The organism is Haloarcula sp. KBTZ06 (genome assembly GCF_048595605.1).
In the GTDB taxonomy this organism is placed as follows: domain Archaea; phylum Halobacteriota; class Halobacteria; order Halobacteriales; family Haloarculaceae; genus Haloarcula; species Haloarcula hispanica.
Window position 1 is genome coordinate 233,715 of sequence record NZ_CP184337.1, and the last position, 18,700, is coordinate 252,414.

The 18,700-nt window shown below is 64.3% G+C and carries 22 protein-coding genes; 11 read left to right on the forward strand and 11 right to left on the reverse strand.

Translation table 11 applies throughout. The features are described from left to right. The first annotated feature begins 115 nt into the window (after positions 1–115). The 5 genes from rpl18a (at position 116) to ACNO8S_RS01260 (ending at position 3,507) form a co-directional block, all read left to right on the forward strand. Positions 116–289: a 50S ribosomal protein L18Ae gene (gene rpl18a, locus ACNO8S_RS01240; RefSeq protein WP_004594032.1), complete on the forward strand. Its 174-nt coding sequence runs from the start codon at positions 116–118 to the stop codon at positions 287–289. After that, positions 286–747: a prefoldin subunit alpha gene (gene pfdA / locus ACNO8S_RS01245; protein WP_014039375.1), complete on the forward strand. Its 462-nt coding sequence runs from the start codon at positions 286–288 to the stop codon at positions 745–747. The genes rpl18a and pfdA overlap by 4 nt, the downstream gene beginning before the upstream one ends. Before the next feature lie 7 nt (positions 748–754). After that, positions 755–2,041: a signal recognition particle-docking protein FtsY gene (gene ftsY, locus ACNO8S_RS01250; RefSeq protein ID WP_050007681.1), complete on the forward strand. Its 1,287-nt coding sequence runs from the start codon at positions 755–757 to the stop codon at positions 2,039–2,041. Positions 2,042–2,350: 309 nt separating this feature from the next. Then, positions 2,351–2,590, forward strand: coding sequence for a hypothetical protein (locus ACNO8S_RS01255; protein WP_079980820.1), 240 nt, complete (start codon positions 2,351–2,353; stop codon positions 2,588–2,590). Positions 2,591–2,940: 350 nt separating this feature from the next. Continuing rightward, positions 2,941–3,507, forward strand: coding sequence for a cell wall anchor protein (locus ACNO8S_RS01260; RefSeq protein WP_420182357.1), 567 nt, complete (start codon positions 2,941–2,943; stop codon positions 3,505–3,507). A gap of 44 nt (positions 3,508–3,551) precedes the next feature. Here ACNO8S_RS01260 and ACNO8S_RS01265 read toward each other — a convergent pair whose 3' ends face one another. From ACNO8S_RS01265 to ACNO8S_RS01275, 3 genes are read right to left on the reverse strand one after another with little or no spacing between them, the layout of a single operon-like run. After that, positions 3,552–4,202: a bifunctional 4-hydroxy-2-oxoglutarate aldolase/2-dehydro-3-deoxy-phosphogluconate aldolase gene (locus tag ACNO8S_RS01265; protein ID WP_420182358.1), complete on the reverse strand. Its 651-nt coding sequence runs from the start codon at positions 4,200–4,202 to the stop codon at positions 3,552–3,554. A gap of 56 nt (positions 4,203–4,258) precedes the next feature. Beyond that, positions 4,259–4,633 (reverse strand): cupin domain-containing protein, encoded by a 375-nt coding sequence (locus tag ACNO8S_RS01270; RefSeq protein ID WP_420182359.1) that lies wholly within the window; start codon positions 4,631–4,633, stop codon positions 4,259–4,261. Positions 4,634–4,681: 48 nt separating this feature from the next. Then, on the reverse strand, positions 4,682–5,590 hold the full coding sequence (locus ACNO8S_RS01275; RefSeq protein WP_420182360.1) for an AEC family transporter: 909 nt from the start codon (positions 5,588–5,590) through the stop codon (positions 4,682–4,684). A gap of 262 nt (positions 5,591–5,852) precedes the next feature. Between ACNO8S_RS01275 and ACNO8S_RS01280 the strand changes: the two genes are divergently transcribed. Both ACNO8S_RS01280 and ACNO8S_RS01285 read left to right on the forward strand, forming a co-directional pair. Beyond that, the gene (locus tag ACNO8S_RS01280; protein WP_014039382.1) at positions 5,853–7,265 is read left to right on the forward strand and encodes a signal recognition particle protein Srp54; all 1,413 of its coding nucleotides are present in this window, start codon (positions 5,853–5,855) and stop codon (positions 7,263–7,265) included. 109 nt (positions 7,266–7,374) lie between these two features. Beyond that, positions 7,375–7,773, forward strand: coding sequence for a universal stress protein (locus ACNO8S_RS01285; protein WP_014039383.1), 399 nt, complete (start codon positions 7,375–7,377; stop codon positions 7,771–7,773). Between the two features lie 8 nt (positions 7,774–7,781). Here ACNO8S_RS01285 and ACNO8S_RS01290 read toward each other — a convergent pair whose 3' ends face one another. From ACNO8S_RS01290 to ACNO8S_RS01315, 6 genes are all read right to left on the reverse strand, one after another. Continuing rightward, a complete protein-coding gene (locus tag ACNO8S_RS01290; RefSeq protein WP_050037480.1) occupies positions 7,782–8,465 on the reverse strand; it encodes a thioredoxin family protein in 684 nt (227 codons plus the stop codon). Next, positions 8,466–9,209: an ABC transporter ATP-binding protein gene (locus tag ACNO8S_RS01295; RefSeq protein ID WP_014039385.1), complete on the reverse strand. Its 744-nt coding sequence runs from the start codon at positions 9,207–9,209 to the stop codon at positions 8,466–8,468. Next, entirely contained in the window at positions 9,206–9,964 is a 759-nt protein-coding gene (locus ACNO8S_RS01300) for an ABC transporter ATP-binding protein (protein ID WP_014039386.1), read from the reverse strand. The genes ACNO8S_RS01295 and ACNO8S_RS01300 overlap by 4 nt, the downstream gene beginning before the upstream one ends. Beyond that, the gene (locus ACNO8S_RS01305; RefSeq protein ID WP_064287357.1) at positions 9,961–11,052 is read right to left on the reverse strand and encodes a branched-chain amino acid ABC transporter permease; all 1,092 of its coding nucleotides are present in this window, start codon (positions 11,050–11,052) and stop codon (positions 9,961–9,963) included. Before ACNO8S_RS01305 ends, ACNO8S_RS01300 begins: the two co-directional genes overlap by 4 nt. Then, a complete protein-coding gene (locus tag ACNO8S_RS01310) occupies positions 11,049–11,987 on the reverse strand; it encodes a branched-chain amino acid ABC transporter permease (RefSeq protein ID WP_014039388.1) in 939 nt (312 codons plus the stop codon). Before ACNO8S_RS01310 ends, ACNO8S_RS01305 begins: the two co-directional genes overlap by 4 nt. A 132-nt stretch (positions 11,988–12,119) precedes the next feature. Then, complete coding sequence (locus ACNO8S_RS01315; RefSeq protein ID WP_014039389.1) at positions 12,120–13,511, reverse strand: substrate-binding protein; 1,392 nt, start codon at positions 13,509–13,511, stop codon at positions 12,120–12,122. Between the two features lie 131 nt (positions 13,512–13,642). On the opposite strand from ACNO8S_RS01315, the gene ACNO8S_RS01320 reads away from it, so the two are divergent. From ACNO8S_RS01320 to ACNO8S_RS01335, 4 genes are all read left to right on the forward strand, one after another. Next, the gene (locus ACNO8S_RS01320) at positions 13,643–14,491 is read left to right on the forward strand and encodes a DUF7537 family lipoprotein (RefSeq protein WP_420182361.1); all 849 of its coding nucleotides are present in this window, start codon (positions 13,643–13,645) and stop codon (positions 14,489–14,491) included. A 55-nt stretch (positions 14,492–14,546) separates the two neighbouring features. Continuing rightward, positions 14,547–15,125, forward strand: coding sequence for a magnesium transporter (locus ACNO8S_RS01325; protein WP_014039391.1), 579 nt, complete (start codon positions 14,547–14,549; stop codon positions 15,123–15,125). Then, positions 15,126–15,692, forward strand: a complete 567-nt coding sequence (locus ACNO8S_RS01330) for a magnesium transporter (protein WP_014039392.1) — start codon at positions 15,126–15,128, stop codon at positions 15,690–15,692. It begins immediately after the preceding gene. Positions 15,693–15,793: 101 nt separating this feature from the next. After that, positions 15,794–16,840 (forward strand): hypothetical protein, encoded by a 1,047-nt coding sequence (locus ACNO8S_RS01335; protein WP_064287358.1) that lies wholly within the window; start codon positions 15,794–15,796, stop codon positions 16,838–16,840. A 21-nt stretch (positions 16,841–16,861) separates the two neighbouring features. Here ACNO8S_RS01335 and ACNO8S_RS01340 read toward each other — a convergent pair whose 3' ends face one another. Continuing rightward, positions 16,862–17,596, reverse strand: coding sequence for a GNAT family N-acetyltransferase (locus ACNO8S_RS01340; RefSeq protein WP_014039394.1), 735 nt, complete (start codon positions 17,594–17,596; stop codon positions 16,862–16,864). 123 nt (positions 17,597–17,719) lie between these two features. Further along, entirely contained in the window at positions 17,720–18,613 is an 894-nt protein-coding gene (locus ACNO8S_RS01345; RefSeq protein WP_014039395.1) for a CBS domain-containing protein, read from the reverse strand. Positions 18,614–18,700 lie beyond the last annotated feature (87 nt).

An 18,700-nucleotide genomic window follows, 5' to 3' on the forward strand; every position in this document is an offset into this window, starting at 1 on the left:
GCTCGTTTTCCAGCCGTGTGGCCGTCGCAGTCGCTGGGTAGCGGCGGCTACTCTTGTGGATGGTGGGACGGACGGAAGGGGAAGATACTTCCCTGCCCTGCCCGCACCTGCGTGTATGAGCACGTACACTGTTCGCGGTAGTTTCCCGGCCCGAGACGGCCCACAGCAGTTCGAGAAGGAGGTCGACGCGCCAAACGAGAACGTCGCTGAGGAGCGCGTTTACAGCGACTTCGGCTCCCAGCACAACCTCAAGCGCACGCAGATCACAATCGAGGAGGTGGCAGCATGATGGGCGGTGGCGGCGGTGGCGGCGGCGGTCAGATGCAGCAGGTCGCACAGGAGATCGAGCAGATGGAGCAGGAAGTCGACGCTATCGACGAGGAAATCGAGCGCCTCCGCGACAAGCAGACTGACATCGACGAGGCAATCGAGGCCATCGAGACGCTTGACTCCGGCTCCACGGTGCAGGTCCCGCTCGGCGGCGACGCCTACATCCGCGCGACTATCGAGGACATCGACGAGGTCGTCGTCTCCCTCGGTGGCGGCTACTCCGCGGAGCGCGAGCAGGACGGCGCTGTCAGCACGCTGGAAACCAAGAAGGAGACGCTGGACGACCACATCAGCGACCTGCAGGAAGAGAAGGCCGAAGTCGAGACCGAGATGGAAGAGCTCGAACAGCAGGCCCAGCAGATGCAACAGCAGCAGATGCAGCAGATGATGCAACAGCAAGAGCAGGAAGACGAGTAAGGCCGCCATGTTCGACGGACTGAAGGACAAACTCAGCGGGTTCACGAGTGACGTCGAGGAGGACGTCGACGACGACGCACTCGAAGCGGAGGACGAACCGGACGCCGACGGGGCTGACGGGGAAGCAACTGCCGACCAGGCGGCCGACGCTGAGCCCGCAACGGACTCGCAGCCGTCCGAAGACGACACGCAGGCGGCTGCGGTCGAGAGCGACCAGCCACAGACTGGTTCTGAACCGCCGGCCGCTGACTCCGACGCGATAGACGAGCCAGCCACAGCGTCGTCTACGGCAGTCGAAGACACAGACGCGATCCAGGATGAAGTTTCCCAGTCTGACGACGCCACAGAGGTAGAGGACGACTCGGCATCCGACACCGATTCGGAGTCCGAAGAAGACGACGACGGCGGCCGCGGTCTCGCCGCGAAGGCGAAGCTCATGGCGACCGGGAAGACGGTTATCGAGGAGGAGGACTTACAGAGCCACCTCGACGACCTCGAACTGGCCCTGCTGTCGAGCGACGTGGAGATGAGCGTCGCCAACGAGATCCTCGACGGCGTCAAGGAGAACCTCACGGGTCAGACCCGCCGACGGCTCTCCAGCACGGGGAACCTCGTCCGGGACGCGCTCCGGGAGTCGCTGTACGACGTTATCAACGTCGGCCAGTTCGACTTCGACGAGCGCGTCCAGCAGGCAGACAAGCCGGTAACCATCGTGTTCACCGGGGTCAACGGCGTCGGCAAGACGACCTCGATAGCGAAACTCGCCCAGTACTTCGAGGACCGTGGACTCTCGACGGTGCTCGCCAACGGCGACACCTACCGCGCTGGCGCAAACGAGCAACTGGAGAAACACGCCGAGAACCTCGACAAGAAGATCATCACCCACGAGCAGGGGTCGGACCCGACGGCGGTCGTCTACGACGCCGTCGAGTACGCCAAGGCCAACGACATCGACGTGGTGCTGGGCGATACGGCCGGCCGACTCCACACCTCGGACGACCTGATGGCCCAGTTGGAGAAGATCGACCGCAACATCGACCCGGACATGACGCTGTTCGTGGACGAGGCGGTCGCGGGTCAGGACGCCGTCAACCGGGCGCGCGAGTTCAACGATGCGGCCGAGATCGACGGGGCGATTCTGACGAAAGCCGACGCCGACCCGCAGGGCGGCGCGGCCATCTCCGTCGCGCACGTCACCGGCAAGCCGATCCTCTTCCTGGGGACCGGCCAGGACTACGGCGACCTCGAACCGTTCGACCCCGAGGAAATCGTCGACAGCCTCATCGGCGAGTAGGCCTCGGACTTCGCGGTTACTTTTGCTGCTACCTGCGGCACATGAGCGGCCATTGTCGACCCTGTTTGTGTAGAACCCGGCGAGTTCGCGCTCTTCCGACGGGAACGCACCGCGTGCGATGCGGAAAATACTGCCACTCCATCGCAGGTGTGGTCGTTTTCGCCGACAGGGGCGCGTTGAAGTCGTTTGCTGTTCATGACTGGTCCACACAGTATCGTAGCGTGATACCAATGCAGACAATCGAACGACGCGACGTTTCCGGCGATGTGAGGAATGGGGCTGACAGTGGTCCGGCAGAGGGAGCCACCGATGTCTGATGGACGCTACTGCCGGCAGGTCGCGCCGGCTGATGTCGCACCCGAACTCATCGTGCTGTCGTCGGGTGACCGTGGTCTCCCTGTTGACGAGACACGGCTCGTAACTGACGGAGGCGGACCGATACCCGGTGTTCCAGACGACGGCGGCGACAATTACGGCTACGGGAGTTCCCGCGGGCATGGGGATGCTGCCCACTGCGTCCAGGTTATGACGTTGCTAAACGGCGACTGAGCGATTTTGACAGCTAAAACGGCTGTCTGACTAACAACGCAGGGCCTGATATCGTGACCCGGGGACGAAGATACCTATGCGCTCGATAACCGCTCGGGAACAGTACGGATAGTTGTAACTCGGGTCTCGAACCACACCGCAACAGGCCGATGTTCGGCTATCGAGGTGTAGAACCACCCGTGAACTGGCCGAAATACCGGACTCGAACCATTCATGATCTGAAACAGATCGTTTATGTTTGCTTTGCGAACCGGCCCACCTTCGGGTGTTGCTAAGCCGTTCTGTCGGCTCTCCGTCAGACGCTTAGCAGGTCATTCATAAACTGTCCGGCTTCTCTTCGGGCAAACGCTATGGGACGACCCACATCTCGACGGAACGTTATCAAAATCGCAGGCGGCGCACTCGTGGCGCTGGCTGGCTGTAGTGACACTGGCGGCAGCGGTACGGAGACTGGCGGTGGCGGCGGTGCCGAAGCTCCGGGCACATCTACGGCAGCAGAGACTGACGCGATGACGGAAGCCGGTACGGAATCGCAGACGGAAACTGAAGCCCAGACCGAAGAAGGAACTGGGATGGATACCGAGACGGAACTCGGCGAGAACGAAACCGATGCCCTCGGGAACGAGACCGAGATTCCGGATGCTGAAACCGAACTGCCCGGCAATGAGACCGAAGTATCGGGCAACGAAACCGAACTGCCCGGGAACGGGACCGAGGCTCCGGGCAACGAAACTGAAATTCCTGGAAACGAGACAGATATTCCGGGCAACGAAACAGATATTCCGGGCAACGAAACAGATATACCCGGTAACGAAACCGAAATACCTAGCAACGAAACCGAACTGCCCGGCAATGAGACCGGCACAGCCGGGAACGAGACAGGCAACGAAACGACCGCGAACGAAACCGAAGCGTAAGCCGCCCGCGCCGTACCAGATCTTTTTCCCACCGGTCGGGTGAGCTACTCTCGGGCGGCCTCGACGGCGGCGACGAACTCTGCGGCCTGTTCGCGGACGCCGTCCATGTCGTCATTCTCGATTGCCTCGTAGTTGACCAGCGCCGAGCCCGCGCCGACAGCGACCGCGCCGGCATCAAAGAACTCGTCGACGTTGTCGGTCGAGACGCCGCCGGTCGGCATAATCGGGACGTCGCCGAGCGGACCCTGCAGCGCGCCGATGTGTGCCGGGCCGACCGTTTTCGCCGGGAACATCTTCAGGATGTCCGCACCCGCCTCCATCGCGTCGGCGGCCTCCGTCGGCGTCATGACGCCGGGGATGGCGAGGACGCCCTCGCGATTGCACACGTCGATGACGTCCTCGTTGAGGTTCGGCGCGAGGACGAACTCCGCGCCGGCCTCGATGACGTTGCGGGCGGCGGCGGCGTCCATGACTGTGCCGGCCCCGATGATGGCGTCGGTGTCGTCCAGAGCCTTGTCGACCGCGGCGATCATGTCCGAGCAGCGCTTCGCGTCGGCCGTCAGTTCCAGCGCTGTGACTCCGCCTTCGTGGACGGCTGTCGCCACGTCGACCATCTTTTCCTCGGGAATCCCGCGCAGGACTGCCGTGACGCCGCTGTCGACCAGTTCCTGTTGTACCGCCTGTTTGCTCGTCATGGGCGCAACTGTGATGGGGTGGCTGAAAAGCGTGTCTGAACCGCCGAGCCCCCTCGCTACGTGTCGGGGTCGTACGGCAGCGCGATGTCGGTCGGCGGCGCGCCGACGCCGAGGACCGTGACTGGCTCGTCGGCGTCGGCGGGGTTGTGCGCGCGGTGTGGGCTTTCCGGCTCGGCGACGAACACCTCGTCAGCGGCGACCACGAACTCCCCGTCGGGCGTTTCGACGTGGAGCGTGCCGTTGAGCACGTAAAACAGCTCCTCGCGGGTCTCGTGGTAGTGATAGGCCCGCGAGAGGTCTTCGCCGGGTGCCATCTCGTAGGTGGCCGCGTGGAGCGCGTGGAGTTCGGCGGCGTCGGAGACGCCGCGCCGGTCACAGGGGTAGTCCGCAGTTTCCGACAGGTCCTCGGGGTTGATCTGGTGATAGCCCATATCGTCGGTGGGGGCGTCGGCGGGCAAAAGTGTGACCACGGCGGGGCGTCAGGCGAACAGCCAGATCAGCACGGAGAGCGTTCCGATTGAGGCCACCGTCGAGGTGAAGACGTTCAGCGAGGCGAACGCGGCGTCGCCACCGAGTTCCGTCGTGTAGACGTACGTCGACACCGCTGTCGGGGTGCCGAGCATCACGACCGCTGCGCCCAGCGCCGTCGCGTCCATCGATAGCGAGGAGTACACCAGCCACGCCAGCGCCGGCATCCACAGCACCTTCAGCCCGACGACGCTGACGGTCTTCTGCAGGTCCGCCACCGGGAGGTCCGTGTCGAGCGTCGCACCGATACACAGCAGGGCGACCGGGAGCGCCAGTTCGGCCGGCGGACCGAGCGCACCGACGAGTGGCTCCGGAACGGACAGCGACAGGACCGAGGCCGTGATGCCGGCCGCCAGCGCGATGAGCACCGGGTTCGTCACGAGTTTCCTGCACTCGCCCAGCAGCGAGGCGTCGCTGCCGTTGATGCGGACCAGCAGGAACACCGTCACCGGGACGTGGGTCACCGCGCCGATACCGAGGATGACGCTGGCGACGGCCGTCGCTTCGCTGCCCATCGTCGCTGCCACGAGCGGCAGCCCGAGAAACCCCATGTTGCTGTGATACGACTGGACGACGGAGACGCTGCGGCGGTCGGGGGATTCCAGCCGCCGGTGGACGAGCCAGCCCAGCGTTATCGTCAGCGCGATGACGGCCCAGAAGCCCCCGAGCAACGCCGGCGAGATAATCTCCCGTAGCGGGCGGTTGTACGTGGACCGGAATATGAGCGCCGGCAGGGCGACAGTAAAGACGAGTGTGGTGAGGATATCCGTCCGCCGGTCGGTCAACAGCCCGAAGTGGCCGGCGGCGACGCCGGCCGAAAGAAAGGCGACCATGAATCCGAGCTGCCCGAGAACGCCCATATTGTCGACCAGTCGGTTCGACCTCTTCACCCTTTCGCCACCGGTAGACGTGGAATTAATCATGCAGATGCTGTCGCACACAGATAACACGTCTCGCCCGAAGATGGCCGGAAACGTGAGATGGACCTGCCGGTCGGCCTCGCTCCGATAGCAATGAGCGAATCAGCCTCAGCCGAACGGATACGGCAGTCATCCCAGCGGTTAGCGGGCGACAGCATGACAACAAGCCTTTACCCGCGCCGTCGCGTATCTCGCGCTAACAATGGTACTCGACGATCTTGGGAGTTCGCTCCGGGGGACACTTGATGACCTCCGGGGGAAGTCCCGGCTCTCCGAGGAGGACATTGAGGACATCGTCAAGGAGATTCAGCGGTCGCTGTTGCAGGCCGACGTGGACGTCGGGCTCGTACAGGACCTCTCTGACAGCATCGAGACGCGCGCGCTGGAGGAGGAACCGCCGGCGGGGACGACCCCACGCGATTGGGTCCTTCGGATCGTCTACGAGGAACTGGTCGACCTCGTTGGCGAGTCGACCGAACTACCGCTAGAAGAGCAGACCATCATGCTCGCCGGCCTGTACGGGTCGGGGAAGACGACCACGGCCGCGAAGATGGCGTGGTGGTTCTCGACGAAAGGGCTCCGGCCGGCTATCATCCAGACCGACACGGACCGGCCCGGCGCGTACGACCAGTCCAAGGAGATGGCCGAGCGCGCCGAGGTCGACTTCTACGGCGACCCCGACGAGGACGACCCCGTGAAGATCGCCCGGGACGGGCTGGAAGCGACGGCGAACGCGGACGTTCGCATCGTGGACACGGCGGGCCGTGACGGCCTGAACGAGGAGCTTATCGAACAGATCGAGCGCATCGAGCAGGAGGTCCAGCCCGACCGGGACCTGCTCGTGCTGGACGCGGCGATGGGCCAGAGCGCCAAGAGCCAGGCCGCCGACTTCGAGGCGGCGATTGGCATCGACGGCGTCGTCATAACGAAACTCGACGGGACGGCGAAAGGTGGCGGCGCGCTCGCCGCCGTCAACGAGACTGACTCCACCATCGCCTTCCTCGGCTCTGGGGAGACGGTCAAGGACATCGAGCGGTTCGAGCCCTCCGGGTTCATCTCGCGCCTGCTCGGGATGGGCGACCTCAAACAGCTCACCGAGCGCGTCGAGCGCGCGATGGAGGAAACCCAGGAAGGCGACGAGGAGGACTGGGACCCCGAGGACATGCTGGAGGGGCAGTTCACCCTCAAGGACATGCGCAAGCAGATGCAGACGATGAACAACATGGGGCCGCTGGACCAGGTGATGGACATGATTCCCGGGCTGGGCGGCGGGCTGATGGACCAGCTCCCCGACGACGCGATGGACGTGACCCAGGAGCGGATGCGGGACTTCGACGTCATCATGGACTCGATGACCGAGGAGGAACTGGAGAACCCCCGCGTCGTCGGCCAGTCCCGGACCAGGCGCATCTGCCGTGGGTCCGGTAAGCCCGAGGAGCGGGTGCGTGAACTCCTCCAGCAGCACAAGCAGATGGAGCAGATGCTCAAGCAGTTCCAGGGCATGGGCGACGGCGACATGGAGCGGATGATGAAACAGATGCAACAGGGCGGCGGAGGCGGCGGTGGCGGCATGGGTGGCATGGGTGGCGGCGGTATGGGGCCGTTCGGCGACTGACGCCACTTTCTCGGTCCGCGCGACGTGAGACGCGACGGTATTTTTGATGATCTATGCTCGAAATCCGGGCCAGAACTAAGGGTTGGCCCGTCCTACGGATGAAGCGAGCATGTACGAAATTGTCGCTGGGATAGACAAAAGTGAGGCTCGTGGGACCGCCATCGCGGAAGCGATAACCGAAGTTCCGATGGACACCAGCCAGGTCCGTGTTACGCTGCTACACGACTTCGAGGAGAACCCCGAAGGCGCGTCCGTCGATCAGGTGGCCTCTGTGCGCCGGGCCCGGGAAGTCCTCGAGGAGGCAGGCGTCGAGGTGGCGCTGGAAGAGTCAAGCGGCGAACCGGCCGACGCGATCCTCCGCCTGGCTGACGAGCAGGACGCCGACATGATTGTCGTCGCCGGACGCAAGCGGACGCCGACGGGCAAGGTGCTGTTCGGCAGTGTCACGCAGAGCGTGATTCTCGGCACGGATCGCTCCGTGCTGGTCTGCAGCGGCGAAGAGGAGTAACGCCGCAGTCAGACGCCGTACACTTCCTCGACCCGTTCAGCGAGCGGCGACGGGTCCGTCCGGCCAGTGATCCGCTCGACGGGCTCGCCGTCCTCGAACAGCACGACGGCGGGTGCCGCGTTGACACCGACCGACCGACAGAACTCCGGGGACCGCTCGCCGGCGACGCCGCCGACCGGGACGCCGTCCGGGAACGCGGCCAGCACGTCGTCTAACTGTTCTTTCATGGCTTCACAGGGGTCACAGAACAGTTTCCACACTGTAACGACACACCGGTCGTGGGCGTCGACGAAGGCCGCGTAGCTGTCGTCGTCGAGGTGTTCGACCGCGTCGGGGACCGGCGTCTCCGGACCTAGCTCGGTCGCCATCTGTGCCATCGTCGTCAGCTCCACGGTGGTGTACGAGTCGTCGACGTTCGACCGCAGGGTCAGGAACGTGGCGAACTCCTCGCGCGACACGTCGAGTTCGTCGACCCGCTCGGCCGCTTCGGCGGCCGAATCGAGGCCGAACACGTCGGCGACGGACTCGTGGAACTCCGTGTCGCCCATCGTCACGTAGGTGTCGTAGTACACCTCGCGGTCGGCCTCGAACGCTTCCGTCGTGCTGACTTCGTCCGTTTCCTCGTCGATGACGACGACACCTTCCGATTGCAGTGCGTCGAGTAACGCTTCGGGGGACTGTGTTTGGGACATTTAGACACCTAGGTACTTGTCGCGGGTCTCTTGGTCGTTCTGCAGTTCCTCGGCCGGTCCCTCGAAGACCACTTGCCCGCGGTCCAGCACGTAACACCGGTCGGCGATTTTCATCGCCGCCACGGCGTTTTGTTCGACCAGCAGTATCGTCGTACCGTCTTCGCTGATGCGTTCGATGGCATTCTCGACGGACTGGATGATCTGCGGAGCAAGCCCCTCATATGGCTCATCGAGCATCAACAGGTCGGTGCTCTGATGGAGCGCGCGGGCGATTGCGAGCATCTGCTGTTCGCCGCCCGAGAGTGTTCCGGCTTTCTGGGAGCGTCGTTCGTCGAGTCTCGGGAAGTACTCGTAGATTTCCGCCGTCGACATCCCTTCGTCGCGGAAATCGAGCTTCCGCCGCCAGGTGTTCGTCTTGTTGCGGACGGTGTCCGCGAGGTGCAGGTTCTCCGCGACAGTGAGATCGGTGAACACGCGCCGTTCTTCCGGGACCAGCGAGATGCCGCGGACGGCGATGTCCTCTGGCGGGTCGTTGGTGATGTTCGTTCCGTCGAACTGGATCGTGCCGCTCCGGACGTCGGGCGGCGTCGCCCCGGAGATACACCGGAGCGTCGAGGTCTTCCCCGCTCCGTTGCGGCCCAGCAGGGCCGTGATCTCGCCGTCGTCGACGTTCATCGATACGTCCTGAATGATGTGGCTCTCGCCGTAGTAGCCGTTGATGTTGTCCACGTCGAGCAGCGTCATTCTTCGACACCTCCGAGGTACGCTTCCTGCACAGCGGGGTCGTCCTGCACTTGGTCGGGGGTCCCCTTCGCGATGACTGACCCGCGGTTGAGGACGATGATACGGTCGGAGATGTCGAAGACGATCTCCATGTCGTGTTCGACCAGCAGGAAGGTCAGGTCGAGTTCATCCTTGACTCGCTTGATCAGGTCGACGGTCGATTTCGTCTCCTCGGGGCTCATCCCGGCGGTCGGCTCGTCCATCAGCAGCATATCCGGTTCGGCGGCCAGCGCAATGCCGAGTTCGAGCCGGCGCTTGTTCCCGTAGTCGAGGCTATCAGCTTGGTTCTCGCGCTCGTCGTACAGCCCGACTGATTCGAGGACCTCGTTCGCCAGTTCGTCGACCGCCGGATAGCTGTTCTGGTTCCGGAAGAAGTTGAACCGGAACGAGCCGTGCTCGGCCGCCAGCGCCGCGATAGTCGCGTTCTCCTTGACGGTCAGTTCGGGGAAGATAGAGGCCGTCTGGAAGGACTTGCTCATCCCCCGCTGGACGACCTCGTGTGGGTCCATTCCGATGATGGAATCCCCTTGGAACGCGATCTCGCCGTAGCTCGGTTCGAGCCGTCTGGTGACGAGGTTGATGAACGTCGATTTCCCCGCGCCGTTGGGTCCGATGAGGCTCACGCCTTCACCCTGTTCTATTTCCAGGTCCACTTCGTCGACGGCCGTGAGGCCGCCGAACTGCTTGGTGAGCCGCTCCGTTTTGAGGACTGTCATTCGTCCTCACCTCCGACGACCATGTCACGAACGTAGTCGATACCGCCCCAGATTCCGTTCGGGAAGAGGACGACGGCGACGACGAACACGATGCCGAGAATGAGGTGCCAGAACGGGCCGAGCGTCTCGAACCCGCTGACGATATTCTCGATGTACAGGTACAGGCCAGCACCGAACAGCGGCCCGAACAGTGACCCGACGCCGCCGAGCACAGTCATGATGACGATGCGCCCGGACTCGGTCCAGTACAGCGACTGCAGGGGGACGTAGTTCCCCTCGATGGTGAACAGGCTCCCGGCGATGCCGGCGAAGGCCGCCGAGATGATGAACGCCATGAGCTTGTACCGCCAGACGTCCAGCCCGACGAACTCCGCTCGGCGCTCGTTCTCCCGAATCGCGCGGAACACGGTCCCGTACGGCGAGTGCAGGATGCGGTTTGCCATCGCGACCGACAGCACAGTCATGACGGCGACGAACACGTACAGCATGTTGTCGACCAGCATCGACAGCGGGAACGGCACCCCGCCGTGGATGTCGATGACGCCCAGCAGGTGGCCGATATCCACGGAGGTGAACCCGTTCTCACCGTTCGTGAGGAACGCCAGCGGCGACGCCGCCAGATAGAAGGACATTTGGCCGAACGTCAGCGTCAGGATGGCGAAGTAAATCCCGCCGCGGCGCAGCGACAGGAAACCGACGATCCACGCTACCAACACTGCAAACACCGTGCCGGCGAGCAACACTAGCAGCGGCGAGCTGCTCACGCTCGCGCTGAAGATACCGGCGGCGTAGGCCGCGCCGCCGAAGAAGACGGCGTGGCCGAACGACAGCAGGCCGGTGTACCCCAGCAAGATGTCGAATCCGACGGCGAAGATGCCGTAGATGAGTATTAGCGTCGCCAGCTGCGTGTAGCCGTTGAGGAAGTTGTTGAACAGGAACGGGAAGACGGCCACACCCACGACCGTGAGCAGCACCGTCGATATCTCCCGGTCGCGGAAGCTGGCCCAGCGGTCACCGAGACCGCCGGTGACCTCCGCCTCGGCGTCGGCCGCCGCCGTGGCAGTCGCGTCGCGCGGTTCGTCGCTCACGAGACATCAACCTCCGAGCCCAGCAGCCCCTGTGGACGCACCAGCAGGATTATCGCCGCGAGCGCGTAGATGCCGACCTGGCTCCAGGCGGCGTAGCCGGTCTGGATTAAGAGTACCTGCAGCGTCCCGAGCATCAGCCCGGCCACGACGGCCCCTTCTATCTTCCCGACGCCGCCGATGACGACGGTCAGGAACGCCGGCACCAACTGTTCAGTGCCGATGTTGGGGTTGACGTTGGCGAGCGGGCCGCCGACGACGCCGGCCACGCCGGCGAGGGCGGCACCGATGCCGAAGACGACGAGGTACGGCCGGCTCAGTTTAATTCCCAGGAGGCGAACCATCTCGTCGTCGAGGGTACCGGCCTGAACGATGAGGCCGAAGTCAGTGTACTCGACGAGGGCGTACACGCCCAGAACGAGGACTGCCGTAATCGCGATGACGCCGAGTCGCCAGCGCGGGAAGTTCCCGACGACAGGCAGCGCGATGGGACCGGATGCCCACGAGGGCTGTGGGAACGGCTGGCTGTTCCCGCCGAGCATCGCTCTGAGCAGTTCCTGGACGATGATTGCGAGTCCGAACGTGACGAGAATCTGGTCGGTGTCGGGGCGGTCGTAGAACGCCTGTGCAAGGAAGCGCTCCATCAGGAGGCCGATAACGAACACGACAATCGGCACGATGACCAGTGCAGCAATGAATCCCAGTCCGATGCCGTATGACTGGATGCCCCATTCTACCAGTTGGCCGTCATTCAATGGAACACTTCCAGTTATGAACAGCCCCAGATACGCACCGACGAGGTACAGTGCCCCGTGCGCGAAGTTAACGAATTTTAGCGTCCCGAGGATAATCGACAGTCCGACCGCGAGCAGGACGTAAATCGCGCCCTGTTGCAACCCATTCAATAAGATGGTGAGGATGTCCGCGAGTAGCGTCACGCCGGATCCCCCCCACCGCACTCTTCTCGTACTCTCTGCGTATTCTTAATCATGCTAGTTTTTGTGTATCAAGTAAGGCAACCTCATGCACTATAAATCATGAGGGGTACGGTCCCCTGCCCGGATTCTGCCCTATTCGTCGCCGTACTCGCCGAGTTCACACTCCGCGGCCGGTCCGGAATCGCACCCGTATCCGACGTCGTCTCGGGACGTGATCTCGACAATCTCGATGAAGTTCCCGTCGCCCTGCTCGCTCTCCGGCAGCCCTTGTGCGACCGGAATGTCACGCTGGGCCTGGTGGTCGCAGGCACGCATCGTCTCCTGACCCATGCCGATGTTGCTGTACTCGTAGTCCTCCAGTTGGCGGATGACCTCCGGCGGGTAGAACGTGCCCGCTCGTTCGGCGGCGGCCGCGTACTGGAGCGTCTGGGCGTAGGCGAGCTGGGCCGGACCGGACGGGACGCGGTCGTACTCGTCCTGGAAGGCCTGCGTGAACGCGTTCGACGCCTCGTTGTCGATCTGGGAGTCCCAGGCGATCGTTCCGTAGATGCCTTCGATGGAGCCACCGGCGGCCTGTGCCATCGGGCGGTTGTACAACGGGACGACGAGCTCCATGTCCTCGTCGATACCGGCATCGACGGCCTGCGAGACGGAGTTCGCGCCGTCCAGCCCGTAGTGGTTCAGGACGAGCACGTCCGCGCCGCTGTTTGCGGCCTCCGAGAGATACGAGGAGAAGTCGCTGGTCCCGAGCGGCGTCGGCACGCTGTCGACCTCTTCCCAGCCGATCTCCGAGAGGAACTGGTTCATCGAGTCCTGTTGGGTCTGGCCCCAGGAGTAGTCGGCGTACAGCTGGTAGAACTCGTTGTCCGAGCCGTACTCGCTTTCAAGCACCGGCGCGAGTGCCTGCCCGGTCATGTACGCGTTGAACATCTCTCGGAACCCGTACCGGGCGCAGTCTTTGCCGGTCGTGTCGTTCGAGTGCGTCAGACAGGCCATGAACATGACGTTCTGCGACTGACAGAGGCCCTGCACGGCGATGGCCACTGCGCTGGAAGAGCCGCCCGAGATCATCACCACGTCGTCCCGGTTTATCATCCGCGAGGCGGCCTGTCGAGCGGTATCGGCGTCGGTCGCCGTGTCGCCGTTCACCGAATCGACCGTGTACCCGAGGACGCCGTCGCCGCTGAGGTCCTCGAAGCTGTCCACCCAGCCACCCCCGTTGTTGAGGTGCTTCTGGGCGAGCTCGTACGCCCGTAGTTCGTCCTGGCCCTCTGAGGAGTAGGGCCCGGACTGTGGAACGTTGAACCCGAACGTGACCGTGTCGCCCTCGACCGGGAAGTTCCCGAGCGACGGGTAGTCGTCGCCACCGTCGCCGCCACCGTCGCCACCATCGCCGCCATCGCCGCCACCATCGCCACCGTCGCCACCGGAACAACCGGCCAGTCCCGTCAGCCCCGCCACACCTGCAACGCCCGTACTCTTCAGCAACTGTCGTCGGTTGACCGTACTGCCATTAGTTGGCATGTTCCATACGGTGGTTCAATCTATCATAATAGTTTCGGTAGGTTAACCAACGGTTTCACATCCATGCACTGACAGATATCGGCTAAATGGCGATCCGTAGACTTATTCCGATCTGGTTGGTTTGCTAGAGCATGGCGAGGAATCTGCGTCGGCAGTTACTCGTCTTCATCGTCGTCGTTACCGCGGGCTGTGGGGGGTTCGGGTTCAGCGGCGGCGACGACTCGGCGACGCCGGTGACGCCCGCCCCGGTGCCGACCGACTCCGCGACCACGTATCCGGCCGGCGTCGGGGCGACGGGCGTCACCAGCCCATCTCTGCTCGGTTCCGCACACGGTGACCGTCTCAACGGAACCGGGTACACGCTGACGATGAACCGGACCGTCAGATATGCAAACGGGTCGTTGCGGTCCCACCTCCGAGTCCAGGTCGTGCTGGACGCGAACCGGACACACCTCGCCAACGTCACTGTCCGCGGCCCTGCCGCCCCGGTGCTCCTCGGTCGGCCGCCGGCGACCGCGTCGTTCTGGTCCGACGGCGATACGTATCTCCGCCGACTCGTGCGCGACAACCAGACGATCTACAACGAGTACGACCCGCCGGACAGCTACGCCGGAACGTGGCGGTACTGGGTTCACGCCGCCGCGTTGAACGGCCGTCCGGCCGCCGACGTCACTCGGACCGTTGCCCCGTTCCACACCCGGACCTTGCAGCCCCAGCAGTCAGACGGGACCACCTACGTCATCAGAGGGGACCGGCTACGGGAGAACACCTCGTCGACAGCGTGGGCGTCCCGGGAGAACGCGACGCTCGTCGCCCACGTCACGCAGTCGGGCCTTGTCCGGCACTACCGGACCGAGTATACGACGCTCACGGACGGCGACGAACCAGTCACTGTAACCAGAACTGTCAGGTTTACCGCGGTCGGCAACACGACGGTCGGACCGCCGCCGTGGCGTGACAGGGTGCAGTCGACCGGTTGAGGGCGCGCCAGCGCTATCAGGGGGCTTTTTTTCGCTCGCCGCCCTTCGCCCTGCAATGACTGTCCGCGAGGTGGCACTCGAAGCCTACCGGGAATCGCTCCCGGTGCTGGCGCTCAGTGCGGTCGGTGGCCTCTTCGCGGGCGTCGTCCTCGGCGGTATGGACGCGGAGCTACAGGACGTCGCCGGGCTGCTCGTGCTCGTGCCGGCGCTGCTCGCCACTCGGGGGAACGTATACGGCTCGCTCGGCGCACGCCTGGGGTCGGCACTCCATCAGGGGCTTATCGACCCTCGGTTTTCCTTCGACGACGACCGCATCAACGCCGCCGTCGCGGCGGCACTGGCAAACGGCGTGCTCATCAGCGGCGTCGCTGCGGTGATGGCTGTCGCCCTGCTCGCGCTGGTCGGTCGACCGTCGGCCCCGCTCACGACCCTCGTCGCCATCGCGCTCATCGCGGGCTTCGTCTCCGGACTGCTGTTGACCATCGCCGTCGTCTCGGTCGTGTTCGTCGGTTACCGCCACGGACTCAATCCCGACACGCTGGCCGGCCCGGTCGTGACGACGACGGGCGATGTGGTCGGTATCGCGACGCTGCTGGGCGCGACCCGCCTCGTCCTCGCACTGGGGGGTGGCTGAGTGGCGGAGTTCGCGTCCCAGTGGTCGGTTTCAGGTATCGTCCGGACGATGTTCCCCATCCTTGTCGTGCTCACTGCTATCGAACTCGGGAGCGGCCTCGTGCTCGATACCTTCGAGGGAACGCTGCTGCAGTACCCGTCGTTGCTCGTGCTCGTCCCGGTGACCATCGGGATGGCGGGCAACCTCGGCAGCATCCTCGCGGCGCGGTTTTCGACGGCGTTTCACCTCGGCCTCCTGTCGTTCGCGGCGACTGACGACCGGCTCGCCGGCAACGCAATCGCCACCGTTGCCCTCGCGGTGACGCTGTTCCCGCTCGTCGGTGCCGGTGCGTGGCTCCTCCAGGCCGTCATCGGCGGCACTGCGCTCCCGCTCCGGACGGTCGTTTTGGTCGCGCTCGTCAGCGGGAGTCTGCTGGCGGTGCTTGCTATCGTCGTGACGACGGTGACGACCTACGCCGCCTACCGGTTCGAACTGGACCCCGACGACGTGGTCATCCCCGTCGTCACGAACGTCTGTGACGTGCTGGGCGTGGTGGTGCTGTTCGGTGCTGTCCGCGTGCTCGTGTGATTTGGTGAAGTGGCTGTGCTAAGCCACATACGCGATTGCTCGCTCGACGCGATTCTGTCGCTACCGATGGGCATTTGCCGGCCAGACTCCTACTTTCGGGCGTGCAGTCGCTCGTCGCCGCGGTACTTGGCCATCCGGTCGTCGGTGTCCTCGGAGAGGTCGCTATCAGGGTCCTCCGCATCACGCTCTTCCTCTCCTTTGGCGTGTTCCTCGCGGAACTGGCGGTCGCGTTCGGCTTGGTCGAGAAAATCGCCGTCGTCTCGCGCTATCTCACGTCGCCGGCGAACCTCCCGGACGAGGTCGGCACCGCTATCCTGACGACGACGGCGTCGACGACCGCCGGCTACGGGATGCTCGCCGACTTCCGCGAGTCGGGCGTGCTGTCCGACCGTGCGACGATAATCGCCGTCACCATCAACACGTTCTTCGGCTTCGCCCAGCACATCATCACGTTCTACGCCCCGATACTCATCCCGATTCTTGGCTTTCGGGTCGGGGTGCTGTACGTCGCCACGCGGGGGCTCATCGCGCTGGCGATTACGCTGACCGGCATCGCCGCCGGCGCGGTCCTGCTGGACGCGTCCAACGTCGGCCGGTCGGCCGCCGGTGCCGGCCCAGCCCCCGACGGCGGGACGGCCGACGACGCGGGCGACGTGTTCGACGAGCGTCCGGAGAGCCGCCGGGCGGCCGTCAGGACGGCGTTCGACGCGACAGCCGAGAAGGTCCGCGATATCCTGCCGCGGCTGGCGGCCATCTACGCTGTCGTCTCACTGCTCGTCGCCTACGGCGACGAACTACTGGCGCTGGCTGGCAGCGACGGGGCCTCCGTCACCGCCGCTGCCGACGGGTTCGCTGGGCTGCTCGGCTTGCCCGGCGCGGCCATCCCAGTCATCGCCGCCTATGCTCTCGATACGACCTCGGGGGCGACGGTCATCGCGCCGCTCATCAGAAACGGAACCTTCACTGCCCGGACCGCCGTGGCGACGATGCTCGTCGGCGGTATCATCTCCTTTGCCGTCTCGACGTTCAAGCGCTCGATTCCCTTCCAGTTCGGCATCTGGGGCCGGGAGTTCGGCTCGAAAGTCATCGTCGTCAACACGGGGCTGAAAATCGTCTGGATCGCGCTGGCGCTGGCCGTCCTGCTGTAGTGAGAAACCGGTGGTCCGCCGTCAGTCGAACGTGTAGGCCATCATCACCTCGTCGACCTGCTCGCCGTCGATGCTGTAGTGGTTCCGGCGGATACCCTCGGTGTTCCAGCCGTGGTCTTCGAGGAACACCATCGCGTTCTCCGTGATCGCCGGCACGCTGTTGTACAGCTTCCGGTAGCCGTTGGCCTTCGCCCAGTCCAGCCCGCGTTGCATGAGCTGGCTGCCGATGCCCTGGCCACGCTGCTCTTCCCTGACGCCGACGGTGAGCTGGGCCGTCTCGCGGAGCTTGTCCAGTTGCGGGATATCGAGGTGACACCAGCCGACGACCTCCCCGTCGACTGTGGCGACGAAGAACACCCGCGATTCGACCGTGTTGTGTCGCGTGACGGCGTCCTCGTACAGCAACTGCTCGGCGACGCTCTCGGCGACGACGTACGTGCCGTCGCTGGAGACGTTCCGAATGGTCTGGACGAGCCCCTCGAAGTCGTCGTTGTGGGCCGGCCGAATCGTGTACGTCAGCCCGTCTGTGGTGTGTTGCTCGACCGAGCCGACATCGAGCGCCAGCGTCAGGGTCCCGCCGTCGTCCTCGATGTACCCCTTCGACAGGAGGTGTGTCAGTGCCTCCTCGAACGCCTCCGGCGAGAGGTCAACCATCTCACGGACTCTGTGCCGTGCCGCCGTCCCGTGTCGCTCGACGTGCTGATACACCTCCATCGCCGCGCTGGTCTCGAAAGTCGGCCGTTCGACAGCGTCCATAACAGACACATCTACTAGCAGATTATTAACAATTGTTATTTGGTAACACAAAACATGAAACGCGGTGGGAGTTCTGTCCGAGCAGCCCTGTTCGAACGTGACAGGATGCGCCCGACTGTCGGCTCAGGCTGTGTCCGGAATCGGGTCGGAGATGACGACGGCGTCGCCCTCGATGACGCAGTTCCCCTCTGAATCGTCAACGGCCGTGGCCAGGCGGAACCGGTTGTCCTTGATGCGCTCGACGACTTCGCAGTGGGCCGTGACTTCCTCGTCGATGTCGACGGGCCCCTGATAGCTCAGTTCCTGGGAGAGGTAGATTGTCAGCCCGGGGAGTCGTGCCAGGGCTGCACTGATAATTCCGGAAACGAGCGTTCCGTGGGCGATCCGGCGGCCGAAGCGCGTCCCCTCGGCGAACGCCGCGTCGAGGTGGAGTCTGTTCGTGTCGCCGCTCGCCTCGGCGAAGGCCTCCACATCGGCCTTGGATATCGTCTTGCTGAACTGGACGTGGTCACCCACGTCGATACCGTCGGCGGTCCCGTAGCTCTCGAACGTCCAGTCCTCGTTCTCGTACAGCGTGTCCGGCCGGGTGAACCGCTTTCGCTGGGTCTGGTCGTCGAACGCTCCCCTTGCCCGCGAGAGGTGCGGGATATAGTCCGAGAGGTCGGTCGTCGTGACGATGCCGACGAGAGACCCGTCCTCGACGACGGGCAGTTTCTTGATGTTGTTCGTCCGCAGCCGATCCACGGCCGTTTCGATGTCCGCGTCGGGCGTGACCGTCAACAGCGTCTCGGTCATTACGTCGCTGACCGACAGCGCTCTGGTATCTCCCTCGGCTGCGGTGACGGCGACGATGTCGCTCTCCGTGATGATGCCGACACAGCCGCCATCGTCCTCGACGACGAGCGAGCCGATATCCTCGTCGCGGAGGCGTTGAGCCGCCTCGATGACCGGAGCGTCGGGGCTGATCGTTTTGACCGGCGTCCGCATGATATCTCTGACTGGTAGCGGGACGAGCATCCTACCGGAACCCAGACATGGCAGACGTATAACAGTCCGCCCGACGACACCGGCACCCTTGTGTCGCCGGCCACCGACATCTCGACA

What these genes read in the sequence shown, in the direction of transcription:
- rpl18a (WP_004594032.1), top strand. Translation starts at nt 116, where the DNA reads ATGAGCACGTACACTGTTCGCGGTAGTTTCCCGGCCCGAGACGGCCCA.
- pfdA (WP_014039375.1), top strand. Translation starts at nt 286, where the DNA reads ATGATGGGCGGTGGCGGCGGTGGCGGCGGCGGTCAGATGCAGCAGGTC.
- ftsY (WP_050007681.1), top strand. Translation starts at nt 755, where the DNA reads ATGTTCGACGGACTGAAGGACAAACTCAGCGGGTTCACGAGTGACGTC.
- ACNO8S_RS01255 (WP_079980820.1), top strand. Translation starts at nt 2,351, where the DNA reads ATGTCTGATGGACGCTACTGCCGGCAGGTCGCGCCGGCTGATGTCGCA.
- ACNO8S_RS01260 (WP_420182357.1), top strand. Translation starts at nt 2,941, where the DNA reads ATGGGACGACCCACATCTCGACGGAACGTTATCAAAATCGCAGGCGGC.
- ACNO8S_RS01265 (WP_420182358.1), bottom strand. Translation starts at nt 4,202, where the DNA reads ATGACGAGCAAACAGGCGGTACAACAGGAACTGGTCGACAGCGGCGTC.
- ACNO8S_RS01270 (WP_420182359.1), bottom strand. Translation starts at nt 4,633, where the DNA reads ATGGGCTATCACCAGATCAACCCCGAGGACCTGTCGGAAACTGCGGAC.
- ACNO8S_RS01275 (WP_420182360.1), bottom strand. Translation starts at nt 5,590, where the DNA reads ATGGGCGTTCTCGGGCAGCTCGGATTCATGGTCGCCTTTCTTTCGGCC.
- ACNO8S_RS01280 (WP_014039382.1), top strand. Translation starts at nt 5,853, where the DNA reads ATGGTACTCGACGATCTTGGGAGTTCGCTCCGGGGGACACTTGATGAC.
- ACNO8S_RS01285 (WP_014039383.1), top strand. Translation starts at nt 7,375, where the DNA reads ATGTACGAAATTGTCGCTGGGATAGACAAAAGTGAGGCTCGTGGGACC.
- ACNO8S_RS01290 (WP_050037480.1), bottom strand. Translation starts at nt 8,465, where the DNA reads ATGTCCCAAACACAGTCCCCCGAAGCGTTACTCGACGCACTGCAATCG.
- ACNO8S_RS01295 (WP_014039385.1), bottom strand. Translation starts at nt 9,209, where the DNA reads ATGACGCTGCTCGACGTGGACAACATCAACGGCTACTACGGCGAGAGC.
- ACNO8S_RS01300 (WP_014039386.1), bottom strand. Translation starts at nt 9,964, where the DNA reads ATGACAGTCCTCAAAACGGAGCGGCTCACCAAGCAGTTCGGCGGCCTC.
- ACNO8S_RS01315 (WP_014039389.1), bottom strand. Translation starts at nt 13,511, where the DNA reads ATGCCAACTAATGGCAGTACGGTCAACCGACGACAGTTGCTGAAGAGT.
- ACNO8S_RS01320 (WP_420182361.1), top strand. Translation starts at nt 13,643, where the DNA reads ATGGCGAGGAATCTGCGTCGGCAGTTACTCGTCTTCATCGTCGTCGTT.
- ACNO8S_RS01325 (WP_014039391.1), top strand. Translation starts at nt 14,547, where the DNA reads ATGACTGTCCGCGAGGTGGCACTCGAAGCCTACCGGGAATCGCTCCCG.
- ACNO8S_RS01340 (WP_014039394.1), bottom strand. Translation starts at nt 17,596, where the DNA reads ATGGACGCTGTCGAACGGCCGACTTTCGAGACCAGCGCGGCGATGGAG.
- ACNO8S_RS01345 (WP_014039395.1), bottom strand. Translation starts at nt 18,613, where the DNA reads ATGCTCGTCCCGCTACCAGTCAGAGATATCATGCGGACGCCGGTCAAA.